The organism is Rhodococcus wratislaviensis (genome assembly GCF_041228765.1).
Classification (GTDB): domain Bacteria; phylum Actinomycetota; class Actinomycetes; order Mycobacteriales; family Mycobacteriaceae; genus Rhodococcus_F; species Rhodococcus_F wratislaviensis.
On the sequence record NZ_CP150488.1, the window covers coordinates 6,367,751 to 6,382,891 of the forward strand.

The window sequence follows — 15,141 nt, forward strand, 5'->3', positions numbered from 1 at the left end:
GTCGCCCCCCTGGGCTCGATCCGCGAAGTCAGACACTAACCCATGAAGGGCGATCGGGCATATAGGAGGTCCGCGGCCTGCCGGACGCTGGAGGCGGCGCCCACGGTGTCGTAAAGTCACCGGTGATCAAATCGGATGACGATCTGTGACCGGTCGTCGATCCGTGTCGTATCGGCGCAGATGGGGTTGTGCGTCGCAGAGTTGGGGGAAATTGCACATGTCCATCACCCATGGCGATTCGCGGGGCTCCGCCTCGTCCACCCGTCCCGGTGCCGCAGCAGATCTCTGCCGGATCACCGTCCTGTCGACGCATTCGCAGGTCGACATGGCCGTGCCGTTCGGTGTTCCGCTGGCCATCCTGATTCCGGGCATCGTTGACACCATCCGCACCCATCGCACTACCAACGACTTCGACGACTCGCTCGAGCAGTACGAACCCAGCGAGTGGGTTCTCGCGAAGATCGGGCACTCGCCGCTGTCGACCACGTTGACGTTGCACGAGCACGGAATCCGCGACGGCGACCTCCTCGTACTGCAGAGCGTGCACGCCAGCGCACCGCCGCCGCTGTTCGACGACATCATGTACAACGTGGCGATCGCCGACGCCGAGGTCGACCGTGAGTGGACCCGGGGCTCCGCACGGGTCGTGGGCTCCGTCGCCGCGGTGCTCGGCACCGTCGCCGGTTCGTTCGCGCTGCTGTGGTCCGGGGCGGGGACCGAAGGATTCCTGGGGGCGGGGTGCGCACTCGCGACGGCCTTACTGTTCCTGATCGCCGGCGCGGTCACGGGTCGCATCTACGGCGACGCGGCAAGCTCCGTCGTCCTCAGCGGATGCGCCGTTCCCCTCTCGTTCGCCGCGGGGATACTGTTCGTGCCCGGCGATCTCGGCGCTCCGCACCTGCTCCTGGGACTCGTGCTGGCGGGCACCACCGCCGTTCTTGCGCTGCGGCTGGGCGGTGTCGGATTACGGCTGTTCACGGCCCTGTCGGTGACGTCCCTGTTCGGTTCGCTCGCCGCCCTCGTGGCGACTCTGTTCGGCAATCCGGTTTCCGCTGTCGGCGCAGGCGTCGTGGCGGCGGCGCTGATCGGACTCGCCTTCTCGGCCCGGGTGGCGATACTGCTGGCGAAACTTCCACTGCCCCCCGTCCCGGCGCCGGGCACCTCGGTCGATCCGTCCGAGGACGACCCGGACGACGAGGTGACGATGCCGTCGTTCGACTCTCTGGCACAGCGTGCGGCACGCGCCCGCAAGTACCTCACCGGTCTGGTCGGCGCGATGACAGCACTCGCCGTGGCCGGTGCCCTCATCGCAGCGCACCCCGGCATGGACGGTGGAATCTTCTGGCCCGGGCTCTCTCTCGCCGTCGCCACCGCCGCCGTGCTGATGTTCCGGGGACGCACGTACAGCAGCGCCGAGCAGGCGGTACCGCTGATCGCGGGCGGGGTGACGATACTGGTTCTGCTGCTCACCGCCGCAGCCGTGGCCGTGCCCGACTTCGCGATCGCCTCGTTCGCCGTCGCGATCCTGTTCGCCGTCGGTGGGCTCGTGCTGGGGATCCTCGCCCCGCGCCGGACGTTCTCGCCCGTGATGCGACGGGTGGCCGAGCTGATCGATCTGGCGGTGATCGCGTCGATCGTTCCGCTGGTGTGCTGGGTGACCGGCCTCTACTCGCTGATGCGTGGACTGTGAGGCGCCGGCTCACCCACGTCGTCCTGGCCACCGCGGTCGTCGCGGTCACCGCCGCCGTGGGTCAGGGCGGGGCCTCTGCTGTGGTGCCCGCGCCCGCGGAGGCCGGACTGGTTCCACCGAACGACCGACAGAAGTCCGAGAAACGCCAGCCGTGCAAGGATGCTGTGCGCGTGCCGGACGGCCCCGATGTTCCGATTGCCCAGCGCGATCTCGGCTTTCAGTCGGTCTGGCCGATCACGAGGGGTGCCGGTCAGATCGTCGCGGTGATCGACACCGGCGTCTCCCCGCATCCGCGTCTCCCCGGCCTCATGGACGGCGGCGACCTCGTGGGGACGGAGACCGGCACGGTCGACTGCGACGCGCACGGCACGCTCGTCGCCGGGCTGATCGGCGCCGCGCAGGTTCCCGGTTCCGGTTTCTCCGGTGGCGCACCGGATTCCCGGATCCTGTCCATCCGGCAGTCGAGTAGTGCCTACAGCCCCGTCGGCCGGGCCGATCGGCTCGACAACGCGGGCAACTCGGTCGGCGGATACGGAGACGTTGCGACGATGGCGACGGCGATCCGGCGGGCGGCCGACATGGGCGCCACCGTCATCAACATCTCCGAGGTCGCGTGCAAGACGGCCGCCGAGGGAATCGGCGATGGCGACCGGTATCTGGGGGCGGCCGTGAAATACGCGGTCACGGTGCAGAACGCCGTGGTCGTCGCGGCGGCAGGCAACTTCGGTCCCGAGGAATGCAAGATTCAGAACCCGGCAGTCGATCCCCTCCGGCCCGGAGCCGATCCATGGGACTCCGTGAGCACGATCGCCAGTCCCGCCTGGTACGACGACTACGTGCTGACCGTCGGCTCCGTCGAGGCAAACGGGTCGCCGAGTGACTTCAGCCTGGCCGGTCCGTGGGTCGACGTGGCAGCTCCGGGAGCCGGTCTGATCTCGCTGCATCCGACCACAGGCGATCTGACGAACACGGTGTACAGCGCGCAGGGCAATGCCCGGCCGGTAAGCGGCACGAGTTTCGCCGCCCCGTACGTCTCGGCGACCGTCGCACTGGTCCGTTCCAGATTCCCGCAACTGTTCGCACAACAGGTCATGGCCCGGATCGAGGCCACGGCGCATGCGCCGGCCGAGGGGCGGAATCCGTCGGTCGGGCACGGGATCATCGATCCTCTGGCCGCCGTTACCGCCGATGTTCCGTTCGACGGTGTCGTCGCCGTCGATCAGTCGAATTCCGTCGCGATCGAGGCGCTCCCGGCCGCTGCTCCCCCGGATCATCGGGCGCGCGACGTCGCTGTCGCGGCAACTGCGACGCTGGGCGCGCTGCTCGTACTCGGCGTCCTGGCGTCGTTCCCACTCCGCCGCCGCTTCCAGTCGGCGACCGCTCGGCGCTGATCCTGTCTAGTTGGACCCTGACGCGACAGCGGCCGGCTCCGCGTCCGGGGCGATTCCGTCGTGCGCGACGAGCGCCGACGACTTCCCGAGCGCCGGGCCCTGCGCCAGGAGGCCGAGAATCTGCCACGGCGCGAGGGGCTGGGTGCCGTCGACGCCCAATGCCTTGGCGGAGTCGCCATCCGGGATACCGAACCGGACTCCCGTGTCCGCGACGAAGAAGGTGCTGTCGCGTCGCGTGCTGGTGGCCTCGATGCCGGTGGACTGGACGAACCCGCTCGCTCCCGGCTGCACGTAGACCGAATCCGCGTTGTCGCCCGTGTCGTCCGCCTGGGCCAGCTCGACCGCACGGGCGTCGCCGGGAATCGGGAGCGCGCGTCCCGCTACCAGGGACAGCTCGGCCGCCGGACCGCTCGAGCCCGACTCGTCCGGTGCACGGAGGGGCTGCCAGGACAGGCAGCTCACGGGACTGTCGGTGGCATCCACGATCACCGGCGCCGACTCCGGGAAGCTGTCCACCGCAATCTGTTCCACGGAGGGGATTCGCTTGGTGGCGTCGGGAGTGATGCTCGACATCTCGGTGTCGCCGTGCGAGTCCGACAGGAAGATCAGGTTCGCGACGGCCGAGCTGATCTTCTGGATTCCGTCGCGGAGTACCACGTAGTGCGTGGTCTCGGAGCCGATCAGCACCTGGAAGACGGATCCCACGACCTTGTCCTGCAACGGATATCGCGGGCTGCTCCCTGCCCCCGGGATGACGGGCGCCGCGAGTGGCGGCACCTCGGGGACGGCGTTGACGAAGCCCTTGCTCACCGGGCGTGGCCGAGCGCCTTCGAGACCCAGCGCCCGGGTGACCGCCGGATCGTCCAGATCGATCCTGGCCCGCTTGCCTTCGTAGATCAGGTACGACGCATCGGAGGTCGACGTGAGGAGTGCCTGATCTCCCGTGAGAGCCCCGCCGCCCTCGGTGCTCTCCGTCTCGCCGACGATGACCGATGTTGTGACGGAACGATGTCCGTCGGCCTCGATCGAGTCGCACACCGTCCACGGTGTCTTCGCCGCGGGGTCTCCCGCCGGGAGCGCAGACGGCGCGCCGGGGATCCCGACGAGGGCACCGCGGGGGCGGGTGTCGAGTTCGGATTCCTTGACGATCACGGGATTCTCGGGCTTTCCGACGATGAGCCGGGCGGACGCGAGATTCAGCACGGGACGGAGGGTGTCGCCCATGACGACGAACATCGCGCCCGAATCCTTGCCGACGACGATCGACGCGTCGCCGATCTTGTCCTGCGGACGAAACAGTGCCAGCGCGCCGCACGCGGCGAGTCCGAGCGACGCGATCACGACCCCCACCGCGAGTGCACGCGACTGCGACCGCATGGGGTCGTGCAACATTCGGACGTCTCGACGCACCAGGGCGTGCTCCATCCGTCTGACCAGAAAGCGATACCCGTTGACCTGCCACCGGGTGGTGGGTGTTACAGCCATTGTTCCTCCCCCGTGCTGCACAGCGCTCGGGGGGACACAGTACAGTTCCTTCGACAATCTTCACGGCGGACGGGTACGGGTCTGCTGGGTTCAGGTATTCGGGGGAGGAACCATGGACCGTTCGCGCGTCACACGTCGGCCGTCGTCTCTTCGGGTTTCGGCGACCGAGGTGATCATTGCGCAACTGGTGGGGGTGGCCGGCGGGGTCGTGGCCTCGCTGTGCGGGCTGGTGTGGTGGGGCGCCGTCGCCGTAGCCGTCGTCCTCGTTCTCACCGCGCTCGTCCGCGTGGGCGGCTGGTCGAGCCTGGACTGGGCCCGGACGTGCTGGAGATATTGCACCAAACCCGGTCGGACGCAGTCCCGCACCGTCAGCTTCCAGTCACCGACAGGCCAGTCCGTCGGGCTTCGCTGGGACGGTGGCAGCGTGGTGGCAGTCGTCGAGGTCCTTCCTCCCGCGGGGAGCCTCACTCAGATCACCCGGGACGGCTTCCAGACGACGCACGAACTCCCCACAGACGCGCTCGCCGCTTGTCTCGTGCAGCACGACATCTCGCTGACCGGAATCGACATCGTCAGCCACGGTTATCGCGCCGCGGCAGGCTCCCCCGCAACCGATGTGTACGACAGGCTGGTCGGCCCGCTCCCGGCGACGGCCACCCGGATGGTGTGGCTCGCCCTGCGATTCGACGCCACCGACGGTGTCGCTGCCGTGGCGCGGCGTGGCGGCGGCGAGGAAGGCGCGTCGCGCGCGATCACGATCGCGGCAAGCCGTGTCGTGCGTGCACTCGCCGATTCCGGCTGCCGCGCGCGCATTCTCACCGCCCCGGAGATCGAATCCGCCGCGCTGCAGATCAGTCGGGGCGTCGACCCGAAGACCTTCACGCAGACGTGGAAGCATGCACCGCTGCCCGGAGTGTGCAACACCGGCTACGGCGTCGACCCGCGATACCTGACGCGAGATCTGCTCGCGAAGCTCTGGGTTCCGTCGAGCCTCGGCACGACCGTGACGATCCGGCTGCGTCCCAGCGGACACGACGGGCAGGTGAAGGTCGGTGCGGCGTGCCGGGTGACCACCCGGACCATGCCCGAGCCCCTTACGATTCCCGGGCTCGTCTCGATGCAGGGCAGGCACCGGGACGGGCTGCTCTCCAATCTCCCCGTCGCGATGGCGGACCTCGACGAGGTGATGCCGCTGACCGATATGTCCGTCGAGGACCTGCGTGCGCTGCAGTTGCCTCCGGCGGGGTGCGGCCAGCTCATCGGCTCCGACGACTACGGCCACGGAATCACCGCCCGCATCGCAGGTCCCGGCGTCGGCATGGTCTACGTGGCGGGCGAGCTGTACCTTGCCCAGCAACTGGTGTTCCGCGCCGTCGCGACCGGCGCCCGGGTGCTCGTCCACACCGATCGGCCCGACGCGTGGTCTTCGTTGATCGACTCCATCGCCACACCCGACCGGTTGCGCATCGCGGGCCACAATCCGCAGTCCGACAACGGGTTCAACACCGTCGTGTTCGACGGCGTCGACGCGCTGCCGCCGCGTGCCGGGGTCACCGCGATCTACCTCTACGGAGAACCGAGCCAGTGGCCCGGCGCCGAACCGGACCTGTCGATTGTCCAGCCGAATGCGCTGGGCGACCGCATTCTTCTGTCGACCGGCGGGACGAGCATCGAACTGATGCTGGTCACGATCTCCTCCGAGACGGCGTTCATCGGCCGGCCGCGTGCCGTGGACGAATACCCGCCGGTCCACCAGTACTAGCCGGGGTACGGGGTGCTCCCCCGCTGAATTCGGACCGCGTCGGCCCACCACAGAAGCTGAGCCAGCATGCGGTCCGCCGAGTCGATGGCGGCGCCGTCGGTCGTCTGTCCCTGGTCGTCGAATCGCTTGCGCACCCGGTGGAAGCTCACGCTCTGCCGCACCGACACCATGTGCAGTTCGGCCACGACCTGGCGGAGTTGTTCGGTTGCCCGGAGTCCGCCTGCCAACCCGCCGTACGACACGAAACCGATGGGCTTCGAGCGCCATTCGTGTTTGACGCTGTCGAACGCGGTCTTCAGCGCCGCAGGGTAGCCGTGGTTGTACTCGGAGGTGACGGCCACGAACCCGTCGGCTCTGCCCACTCGCTCCCGGAATTCGTCCGTCACCGGGGATGCGCCGAGATCCTGCGGCAACGGTGTGTCGGCGAGATCGATGATGCCCACGTCCAGTCCCGGGTAGGCGCGAGCGCGTTCGGCGAACCAGCCGGCGACGACGGGAGCGATCCGGCCCACTCTGACGGATCCGATGATGATCTCGATCCGGACGGGTGCGACTGCGGTCATGAACAGGCTCCTTCTCTTCCGGAGCCATCGTAGGTGCTGGTGCCTCCGCAACCGCGGTGGTGATCGACGCCGCGGGTTCCGGTCAGTCGCCGCAGCAGCCGCCCGGCACGGTCCTGACGTCCCGGGTGATCTCGTTGCGTGCCGCCAGATCCGCGTCGTCCGGGTAGTCGACGCGCACCAGGGACAGTCCGTGCGCCGGGGCCACCAGGATCGAACTCGACCGCGACTTCTCGCGGAGGAGTCCTTCGATCCAGTCGAGGTCGCGACGTCCCTCCCCCACGGCGAGAACCGCACCGACGAGACTGCGGACCATCGACCAGCAGAAGGCGTCGGCGCTGACGAAGGCCGTGAACACGTCGCCGTCGCGCTCCCAGTCGAAGCGTTGGAGATCGCGGACGGTCGTGGCGCCTTCGCGGCGTTTGCAGAACGCCGCGAAGTCGTGCAACCCCAGCAGCATCGCGGATGCCGAGCGCATGAGTTCGAGGTCCAGGACCTTCGGATAGGACACGGTGTCCCGGGCTCGGAGTGGATCGGCGCCGTAGGCTGCCGACGTCAGGCGGTACTCGTAGTGCCTGCGCATCGCGGAGAACCGTGCATCGAAGTGTTCCGGCGCGAAGGAGATCTGCTTGATCCGCACGTCCTTCGGCAGGAACCGCGCGAGCCTGCGGACGAGCCGGGACGGGTCGTCCGGAAGGGCGTCGACCGGAACGTCGACGTGCGCGACCTGTCCGGTGGCGTGGACCCCGGCGTCGGTGCGCCCCGCCACCGTGAGTTGCAGCGGCGTGCGCAGTACGGCGCCGAGCTTCTCCTCGATCTCCCCGCACACCGTGCGCAGCCCGTTCTGGCGGGCCCACCCGGAGAAATCCGTTCCGTCGTACGCGATGTCCAGGCGCAGGCGACGGGTCCCATACGAAACGGGCCCGCCGTCCCTCGGGGGGACGACGGGCTCGTTCGATTCAGCGTGTGCCGAAACCAAGTGGACTAGTCCTTCTTGGCCTCTTCGGCCTCGGGGGCGTCGGCCGCGGTGGCGGTCTCGTCCTCGATGGCCTCGACGACGGCGTCAGCGTTCTCGACCTCGGCGTCGGTCGCCTCGGCCTCGACGGCCTCGACGACGTTCTCCTCGGCGGGAGCAGCAGCCGGCGCATCCTTCGATGCCTTCACGCGACGAGCGCGGTCGGCCTCGGAGGTGACGGTCTTCTCCTTGACGAGCTCGATGATCGCCATCGGCGCGTTGTCGCCCTTGCGGGGGACCGTCTTGATGATGCGGGTGTAGCCGCCGTCACGATCGGCGTAGAACGGGCCGATCTCCGCGAACAGGGTGTGCACGACATCCTTGTTGCGGATGACCTTCAGAACCTCGCGACGGTGAGCCAGGGTTCCGGCCTTGGCGTGCGTGACGAGCTTCTCGGCGTACGGGCGCAGGGCCTTGGCCTTGGACTCCGTGGTGGTGATGCGGCCGTGCTCGAAGAGCGCGGTAGCCAGATTGGCGAAGATCGCCTTCTGGTGCGAAGCCGACCCGCCGAAGCGGGCACCCTTCTTGGGCTTGGGCATGATGATCTCCTAGTAAAGGACCGTGAGCTACAGCTGTTCGGTCTCGGCGTAGTCCTCGGTGCCCTCGGCATCACCGAAGGAACCGGCGTCCGTGTCGCTCCACGTCCCGGTGGCGGCGTCGTAGCCGGCAACGGTGGTCGGATCGAAGGACGCGGGGCTGTCCTTGAGGGCCAGGCCGAGCGAATGCAGCTTGACCTTCACCTCGTCGATGGACTTCTGTCCGAAGTTGCGGATGTCGAGCAGATCGGACTCGGTACGGCCGACAAGCTCACCGACGGTGTGAACACCTTCGCGCTTGAGGCAGTTGTAGGAACGGACCGTCAGGTCCAGGTCCTCGATGGGCAGTCCGAACGAAGCAATGTGATCGGCCTCGGCGGGCGAGGGTCCGATCTCGATGCCTTCTGCTTCGACGTTCAGCTCACGGGCCAGGCCGAAGAGCTCAACCAGGGTCTTGCCCGCCGAAGCGAGCGCGTCCCGAGCGGTGATGGAGTTCTTGGTTTCCACATCGAGCACGAGCCGATCGAAGTCGGTGCGCTGCTCGACGCGGGTGGCCTCCACCTTGTAGGTGACCTTGAGCACCGGCGAGTAGATCGAGTCGACCGGGATACGGCCGATCTCGGCGCCGGACGCCTTGTTCTGGACGGCGGGGACGTAGCCGCGACCGCGCTCGACGACGAGCTCGATCTCCAGCTTTCCCTTGTCGTTCAGGGTGGCGATGTGCAGATCCGGGTTGTTCACGGTGACGCCGGCCGGGGGCACGATGTCGCCTGCAGTCACAGCGCCGGGGCCCTGCTTGCGGACGTACATGGTGACCGGCTCGTCCTCTTCGGAGCTCACGACGAGGCCCTTGAGGTTCAGGATGACGTCGGTGACGTCTTCCTTCACACCGGGAACTGTGGTGAACTCGTGCAGAACGCCGTCGATGCGGATGCTGGTGACAGCAGCGCCGGGAATCGACGAGAGCAGCGTGCGGCGGAGCGAGTTGCCGAGGGTGTACCCGAAGCCTGGCTCGAGGGGCTCGATGACGAACTTCGAGCGGTTGTCAGCGATGACCTCTTCGGTCAGCGTGGGTCGCTGAGAAATGAGCATTGGAGTTCCTCCTGTACGGGCGTCCGCTATTTGACGCCCACGATGGGAAAGGCACTTCGTGCTCGTGCGCCTTTCCGGTAGTCGGAACTACCGGAAAGGCGCACGAGCCCTCAGGCCTACTTCGAGTAGTACTCGACGATGAGCTGTTCCTGCAGAGGAACGTCGATCTGCGCACGCTCGGGAAGCTGGTGAACCAGAACCCGGAGACGTCCACCGACAACCTGCAGCCAACCCGGGATCGGGCGATCGCCCTGGGTTTCGCGCGCAACCTGGAAGGGAAGCGTGGACAGCGACTTGTCCTTGACATCGATGATGTCGTACTGGGAGACGCGGTAGCTGGGGATGTCGACCTTCTTGTTGTTCACAAGGAGGTGGCCGTGGGTGACCAGCTGACGGGCCTGGCGGCGGGTGCGAGCCAGTCCGGCGCGGTACACGACGTTGTCGAGACGCGACTCCAGGATGCGGAGCAGGTTCTCACCGGTCTTGCCGGGGCGGTTGTTCGCCTCCTTGTAGTACAGGCGGAACTGCTTCTCCATCACGCCGTAGGTGAAGCGAGCCTTCTGCTTCTCCTGCAGCTGGAGCAGGTACTCGCTCTCCTTGATCCGCGCGCGGCCGTGCTGGCCCGGCGGGTAGGGACGACGCTCGAACGCCTGGTCGCCTCCAACGAGGTCGACGCGCAGACGACGCGACTTGCGGGTGATGGGTCCGGTATAACGTGCCATTTTCTTCTACCTATCCTTCCCGCTAGACCCGACGCCGCTTGGGCGGACGGCAGCCGTTGTGCGGCTGGGGGGTGACATCGGAGATGGTGCCGACCTCGAGGCCTGCGGCCTGAAGCGAGCGGATCGCGGTCTCACGGCCGGAGCCGGGGCCCTTGACGAAGACGTCGACCTTCTTGACACCGTGCTCCTGCGCCTTGCGGGCTGCGTTCTCGGCGGCCAGCTGGGCGGCGAACGGGGTCGACTTACGCGAACCCTTGAAGCCGACGTGTCCCGAGGACGCCCAGGAAATCACGTTTCCGGCGGGGTCCGTGATGGACACGATGGTGTTGTTGAACGTGCTCTTGATGTGAGCGGCGCCGTGCGGGACGTTCTTCTTGTCCCTGCGACGCGCCTTCTGGGTCTTCTTCGGACCGGTGCTACGTGACTTGGGGGGCATTACTTCGCCTTCTTCTTGCCTGCAATGGTGCGCTTCGGACCCTTACGGGTGCGGGCGTTGGTCTTGGTGCGCTGACCACGCACGGGCAGACCACGACGGTGGCGCAGGCCCTGGTAGCAGCCGATCTCGATCTTGCGTCGGATGTCGGCCTGGACCTCGCGGCGAAGGTCACCCTCGACCTTCAGCGACTCCTCGATGTACTCGCGGAGCTTGGCCAGATCCTCGTCCGAGAGATCCTTGCTCCGCAGATCCGGGCTGACGCCGGTGGCGTCCAGGATCTCCTTGGAGCGGGTACGGCCGATGCCGTAGATGTAAGTAAGTGCGATCTCCATCCGCTTTTCACGGGGAAGATCGACACCTGCGAGACGTGCCATGTCGGCATTTCCTATCGGTGTGCGGAGGTCTGCTCCCAGTCCATCCCCTGTGCCTCTTCAAACGTCGGCGGTCTCGCGACCGACAATGCTTCAACTAACTCAGTGGGGCCCCGGCCTCCGTGCCGGGGGTGAACCAGTGCCTGCTCGAGAGCCGTGAGTACTGGCTGGTGCTGGGAGGTCATCTTTGCTTGTTGCCAAGCAGATCCTCGAAAAGCGGAGATCTAACCCTGACGCTGCTTGTGGCGCAGGTTCTCGCAGATCACCATGACCCGGCCGTTACGACGGATCACCTTGCACTTTTCGCAGATCTTCTTGACGCTCGGCTGAACCTTCACGTCTTCTGATCTCCTGTTTTGTGGCAGCCCACTACGCAGATCCGCAGCGGACGTACTTCTCCCCGACCTGGTCGGGCGGGGAAGCTTTTACTTGTACCGGTAAACGATGCGTCCGCGCGACAAGTCGTAGGGCGAGAGCTCTACGACAACGCGATCTTCCGGGAGGATGCGAATGTAGTGCTGACGCATCTTTCCGCTGATGTGGGCGAGAACCTTGTGGCCGTTCTCGAGCTCAATGCGGAACATCGCATTGGGCAGCGGCTCGACTACTCGTCCCTCGACCTCGATGGCCCCGTCTTTCTTAGCCATATCCTCCGCGATCCATGTGGTTTGGCGTGCTTATTGCATCTGTTTCCGTTACCGTGGCGCCCAATGGGATCTTCACCGGCCGAAACATGAACAATCCGGATCGAATCCGGCACTGGGCACGCAGACAACCGGCACGCATAGCGCACCGTTGATCCATGTTACGGGAAATTGCTCACCAGGCCAAATGCGGTCCCTGACGGACCCGCCCGCCGGGCGAGAATTCGACTTCCGAGACCCACCGGCAACGATGCGAAGGATGGTGTGCGTGCGCGCCCTGGTACAGCGAGTGACGTCCGCGTCGGTCCGCGTCGACGGCGACGAGGTCGGACGGATCACTCCCCCGGCCGGCGGCCACGGGCTGCTCGTCCTGGTCGGCGTCACCCATACGGACGACGAGGCGAAGGCCGCTCTGCTCGCGAAGAAGGTGTGGACCATGCGCATCCTGGAGAACGAACAGTCCGCGGCCGACCTCGACGCCCCGGTACTCGTCGCCAGTCAGTTCACGCTCATGGCGGACACCCGCCGAGGCCGGCGCCCGTCCTGGTCCGCCGCGGCGCCGAGGCCGGTGGCGGAGCCACTCGTGGACGAGTTCACCGGCGCCCTTCGCGAACTGGGGGCGACCGTCGAGACCGGCGTGTTCGGCGAACACATGGAGATCAGCCTCGTCAACGACGGCCCGGTGACGCTGCTCATCGACGTGTAGGCCCGCACCCGCAGGCGGTCGCTACTCCGGACGCAGGGTCAGGATGCGCGGCCCGTCCTCGGTGACCGCGACCGTGTGCTCCCAGTGCGCGGCACGGGTGCCGTCGGAGGTCACGACGGTCCAATCATCCTCGAGGACAACGGTATCGGTGGTGCCGAGGGTCAGCATCGGTTCGATCGCCAGAACGGAACCGACCACCAGTTGCGGCCCCTTGCCCGGAGCGCCCTCGTTGGCGAGGAACGGCTCCATGTGCATTTCCCTGCCGATTCCGTGACCGCCGTAGCCGTCGACGATGCCGTATTTGCGGTCGTGCGCGACCTCGGCGGCGCGGGTGCCGAGCTCGATGGCGTGGGAGATGTCGGTGAGGCGGTTGCCGGGAAGCATCGCCGCGATCCCCGCCTCCATGGACAGCCGAGTGGCCTCGCTGAGCTGCTGGTCCGCTTCGATGATGTCTCCGACACCGAAGGTCCACGCAGAGTCGCCGTGCCAGCCGTCGAGAATGGCGCCGCAGTCGATGGAGACGAGGTCTCCCTCGGCGAGAATGTCTTCCGCCGAGGGAATCCCGTGCACCACACGATCGTTGACGGACGAACAGATCGATCCGCTGAACCCGTGGTAGCCCTTGAACGACGGCACGGCGCCGGCGTCGCGGATGACCGATTCGGCCACCTCGTCGAGTTCGAGCGTGCTCACACCCGGCTTCGCCGCATCACGGACCGCCACCAGAGCCGCACCGACGATGGCACCGGCGGCCGCCATCGCGTCCAGCTCGCCTGCGGTCCGGAACGGAACGACCTTGCGCTTGCGCCCGAAGCCCATTACTTACCCAACGCTGCCAGTGCGCGCGCGTTGACCTCGTCGACCTCGCCCAGGGCGTCGACGGTTACCAGCTGGTCCTTGTAGTAGTCCAGCAGCGGCGCGGTCTCCTCGCGGTACACCCGGAGCCGGTTGCGGATGACGTCTTCCTTGTCGTCGGCGCGGCCACGGGCCAGCATCCGCTCGACCACGACGTCCTCGTCGACGATGAAGGACAGCACTGCGTCGAGCTTGGTGTTCAGCTCGGCGAGGATCGCCTCGAGCGCCTGAGCCTGGTCGACGGTCCGGGGGAAGCCGTCCAGGAGGAATCCGTTGGCCGCATCCGGCTCGCCGACGCGGGCCTTCACCATGTTGTTGGTGATCTCGCTGGGAACCAGGTCCCCGGCGTCCAGGTACTTCTTCGCCTCGAGGCCGAGGGGGGTGGCCTGGCCGATGTTTGCGCGGAACAGGTCGCCCGTGGAGATGTGGGGGACGCCGAGCTTCTCGGACAGAATCGCGGCCTGGGTGCCCTTGCCTGCACCGGGAGGACCAAGGAGGACAAGTCTCACTTGAGAAACCCTTCGTAGTTACGTTGCATCAATTGACTTTCGATCTGCTTGACCGTGTCCAGGGCGACGCTGACGAGAATCAGCACGGCCGCACCACCGAAGATGCTGCTGGAGGTCTGGCTTCCGGACAGGAAGAAGTGGGGCAGCACCGCGATCAGGCCGAGGTAGATCGAGCCGGGAACGGTGATGCGGTTGAGCACGTAATTCAGGTAGTCCGCGGTGGGGCGACCCGGGCGGATACCGGGAATGAAGCCGCCGAACTTCTTCATCTCGTCCGCGCGCTCTTCCGGATTGAACGTGATCGCGACGTAGAAGAACACGAAGAACACGATCAGCGCGAAGTAGATGACGATGTACACCGGGTTGTTCGGATTCACCAAGTACTCGTTGATGATCCGCTGCCACCAGCTGGGATCGGCGGACGACGTGGCGCCGGTGAGCTGCGCGATGAGGTTCGGCAGATACAGCAGCGACGACGCGAAGATGACGGGGATGATGCCGGCCTGGTTGACCTTGAGGGGCAGGTACGTCGATGAGCCGCCGTACATCTTGCGGCCGACCATGCGCTTGGCGTACTGGACCGGGATGCGCCGCTGGCCCTGCTCGACGAAGACGACGCCGGCGATGATGGCGAGCGCCGCGACGCAGATGATCGCGAAGATCAGTCCCCCGCGGCTGTCCAGGATGGCCTTGCCCTCGGACGGCAGGCGGGACGCGATACCCGAGAAGATCAGCAGCGACATGCCGTTACCGACACCGCGCTCGGTGATGACCTCACCGAACCACATGACGAGCGCAGCGCCTGCGGTCATGACCAGCACGATGATCACGAGGCCGAAGATGCTCTTGTCGGCGATGATCTCTTCCTGGCATCCCTGCAGCAGCTGGCCGCGCGACGCGAGCGCCACGATGCCGGTGGCCTGCAGGATCGCCAGGGCGATCGACAGATAACGCGTGTACTGCGTCATCTTCGCCTGGCCGGACTGGCCTTCCTTCCGGAGTTCCTCGAACTTCGGGATGACGACCGTCAACAGCTGGACGATGATGCTGGCCGTGATGTACGGCATGATGCCGATCGCGAAAATGGACAGCTGGAGCAGCGCGCCGCCGGAGAACAGGTTGATCAGCGAGTAGATACCCGCGGAATCGCCGCCCGACAACTGATCGACGCAGGCTCGGACGTTGCCGTAGTCGACGCCCGGCGACGGAATCACCGCGCCGATGCGATAGAGCGCAACGAGACCGAGCGCGATGAGGATCTTCCGCCTCAGGTCCGGGGTCCTGAGGGCCGAGACGAAGGCGGAAAGCAAAGATCCTCCTGGCACGACGGTGGGGAGACGAGTCGATAGCAGACTTGTCCGTGAATG

The 15,141-nt window shown here is 66.6% G+C and carries 17 protein-coding genes; 4 read left to right on the forward strand and 13 right to left on the reverse strand.

Annotated features, from left to right (window positions below; genetic code table 11):
• Nucleotides 1-217 precede the first annotated feature (217 nt).
• A complete protein-coding gene (gene eccD / locus WKC72_RS29595) occupies nt 218-1,690 on the forward strand; it encodes a type VII secretion integral membrane protein EccD (protein WP_370180584.1) in 1,473 nt (490 codons plus the stop codon).
• Entirely contained in the window at nt 1,687-3,081 is a 1,395-nt protein-coding gene (mycP, locus tag WKC72_RS29600) for a type VII secretion-associated serine protease mycosin (protein WP_370180585.1), read from the forward strand. The genes eccD and mycP overlap by 4 nt, the downstream gene beginning before the upstream one ends.
• A 6-nt stretch (nt 3,082-3,087) precedes the next feature.
• Here the strand turns inward: mycP and eccB are convergent, their stop codons facing one another.
• Nucleotides 3,088-4,566, reverse strand: coding sequence for a type VII secretion protein EccB (gene eccB / locus WKC72_RS29605; RefSeq protein ID WP_370180586.1), 1,479 nt, complete (start codon nt 4,564-4,566; stop codon nt 3,088-3,090).
• A 112-nt stretch (nt 4,567-4,678) separates the two neighbouring features.
• Here eccB and eccE point away from each other — a divergent pair, with 112 nt between their 5' ends.
• A complete protein-coding gene (eccE, locus tag WKC72_RS29610; RefSeq protein ID WP_370180587.1) occupies nt 4,679-6,328 on the forward strand; it encodes a type VII secretion protein EccE in 1,650 nt (549 codons plus the stop codon).
• On the opposite strand, the gene WKC72_RS29615 is transcribed toward eccE, so the two are convergent.
• The 9 genes from WKC72_RS29615 to infA all read right to left on the reverse strand — a co-directional run bounded on the left by WKC72_RS29615 (nt 6,325) and on the right by infA (nt 11,707).
• Nucleotides 6,325-6,891: an NADPH-dependent FMN reductase gene (locus WKC72_RS29615; protein WP_370180588.1), complete on the reverse strand. Its 567-nt coding sequence runs from the start codon at nt 6,889-6,891 to the stop codon at nt 6,325-6,327. The genes eccE and WKC72_RS29615 overlap by 4 nt on opposite strands.
• Before the next feature lie 82 nt (nt 6,892-6,973).
• Entirely contained in the window at nt 6,974-7,867 is an 894-nt protein-coding gene (gene truA, locus WKC72_RS29620) for a tRNA pseudouridine(38-40) synthase TruA (protein ID WP_370180589.1), read from the reverse strand.
• 5 nt (nt 7,868-7,872) lie between these two features.
• On the reverse strand, nt 7,873-8,442 hold the full coding sequence (gene rplQ, locus WKC72_RS29625; protein WP_005239685.1) for a 50S ribosomal protein L17: 570 nt from the start codon (nt 8,440-8,442) through the stop codon (nt 7,873-7,875).
• Between the two features lie 27 nt (nt 8,443-8,469).
• Nucleotides 8,470-9,531 carry a DNA-directed RNA polymerase subunit alpha gene (locus tag WKC72_RS29630; RefSeq protein ID WP_037244707.1) on the reverse strand — a complete coding sequence of 354 codons (1,062 nt, stop codon included), beginning with the start codon at nt 9,529-9,531 and terminating at the stop codon, nt 8,470-8,472.
• 116 nt (nt 9,532-9,647) lie between these two features.
• Nucleotides 9,648-10,253 (reverse strand): 30S ribosomal protein S4, encoded by a 606-nt coding sequence (gene rpsD / locus WKC72_RS29635; RefSeq protein WP_005239683.1) that lies wholly within the window; start codon nt 10,251-10,253, stop codon nt 9,648-9,650.
• Between the two features lie 22 nt (nt 10,254-10,275).
• Entirely contained in the window at nt 10,276-10,689 is a 414-nt protein-coding gene (rpsK, locus tag WKC72_RS29640) for a 30S ribosomal protein S11 (protein WP_005239680.1), read from the reverse strand.
• Entirely contained in the window at nt 10,689-11,063 is a 375-nt protein-coding gene (rpsM, locus tag WKC72_RS29645; protein WP_005239677.1) for a 30S ribosomal protein S13, read from the reverse strand. Before rpsM ends, rpsK begins: the two co-directional genes overlap by 1 nt.
• A gap of 221 nt (nt 11,064-11,284) precedes the next feature.
• Nucleotides 11,285-11,398 carry a 50S ribosomal protein L36 gene (gene rpmJ, locus WKC72_RS29650; protein WP_003938068.1) on the reverse strand — a complete coding sequence of 38 codons (114 nt, stop codon included), beginning with the start codon at nt 11,396-11,398 and terminating at the stop codon, nt 11,285-11,287.
• Between the two features lie 87 nt (nt 11,399-11,485).
• A complete protein-coding gene (gene infA / locus WKC72_RS29655; RefSeq protein ID WP_003418601.1) occupies nt 11,486-11,707 on the reverse strand; it encodes a translation initiation factor IF-1 in 222 nt (73 codons plus the stop codon).
• Nucleotides 11,708-11,972: 265 nt separating this feature from the next.
• Between infA and dtd the strand changes: the two genes are divergently transcribed.
• Entirely contained in the window at nt 11,973-12,410 is a 438-nt protein-coding gene (gene dtd, locus WKC72_RS29660) for a D-aminoacyl-tRNA deacylase (RefSeq protein WP_037245006.1), read from the forward strand.
• A 21-nt stretch (nt 12,411-12,431) separates the two neighbouring features.
• Here dtd and map read toward each other — a convergent pair whose 3' ends face one another.
• Genes map through secY form a run of 3 tightly spaced genes read right to left on the reverse strand, consistent with a single transcriptional unit; the run spans nt 12,432 to nt 15,084 of the window.
• Nucleotides 12,432-13,229 (reverse strand): type I methionyl aminopeptidase, encoded by a 798-nt coding sequence (gene map / locus WKC72_RS29665; protein ID WP_061041834.1) that lies wholly within the window; start codon nt 13,227-13,229, stop codon nt 12,432-12,434.
• Complete coding sequence (locus tag WKC72_RS29670; RefSeq protein WP_009479373.1) at nt 13,229-13,774, reverse strand: adenylate kinase; 546 nt, start codon at nt 13,772-13,774, stop codon at nt 13,229-13,231. Before WKC72_RS29670 ends, map begins: the two co-directional genes overlap by 1 nt.
• Entirely contained in the window at nt 13,771-15,084 is a 1,314-nt protein-coding gene (gene secY / locus WKC72_RS29675; RefSeq protein ID WP_005239668.1) for a preprotein translocase subunit SecY, read from the reverse strand. Before secY ends, WKC72_RS29670 begins: the two co-directional genes overlap by 4 nt.
• Nucleotides 15,085-15,141 lie beyond the last annotated feature (57 nt).

Coding starts and splice junctions, on each gene's coding strand:
- infA (WP_003418601.1), bottom strand. CDS start 11,707: ATGGCTAAGAAAGACGGGGCCATCGAGGTCGAGGGACGAGTAGTCGAG.
- eccD (WP_370180584.1), top strand. CDS start 218: ATGTCCATCACCCATGGCGATTCGCGGGGCTCCGCCTCGTCCACCCGT.
- WKC72_RS29615 (WP_370180588.1), bottom strand. CDS start 6,891: ATGACCGCAGTCGCACCCGTCCGGATCGAGATCATCATCGGATCCGTC.
- rpsK (WP_005239680.1), bottom strand. CDS start 10,689: ATGCCCCCCAAGTCACGTAGCACCGGTCCGAAGAAGACCCAGAAGGCG.
- rpsM (WP_005239677.1), bottom strand. CDS start 11,063: ATGGCACGTCTCGCAGGTGTCGATCTTCCCCGTGAAAAGCGGATGGAG.
- rplQ (WP_005239685.1), bottom strand. CDS start 8,442: ATGCCCAAGCCCAAGAAGGGTGCCCGCTTCGGCGGGTCGGCTTCGCAC.
- eccB (WP_370180586.1), bottom strand. CDS start 4,566: ATGGCTGTAACACCCACCACCCGGTGGCAGGTCAACGGGTATCGCTTT.
- rpsD (WP_005239683.1), bottom strand. CDS start 10,253: ATGGCACGTTATACCGGACCCATCACCCGCAAGTCGCGTCGTCTGCGC.
- WKC72_RS29630 (WP_037244707.1), bottom strand. CDS start 9,531: ATGCTCATTTCTCAGCGACCCACGCTGACCGAAGAGGTCATCGCTGAC.
- eccE (WP_370180587.1), top strand. CDS start 4,679: ATGGACCGTTCGCGCGTCACACGTCGGCCGTCGTCTCTTCGGGTTTCG.
- map (WP_061041834.1), bottom strand. CDS start 13,229: ATGGGCTTCGGGCGCAAGCGCAAGGTCGTTCCGTTCCGGACCGCAGGC.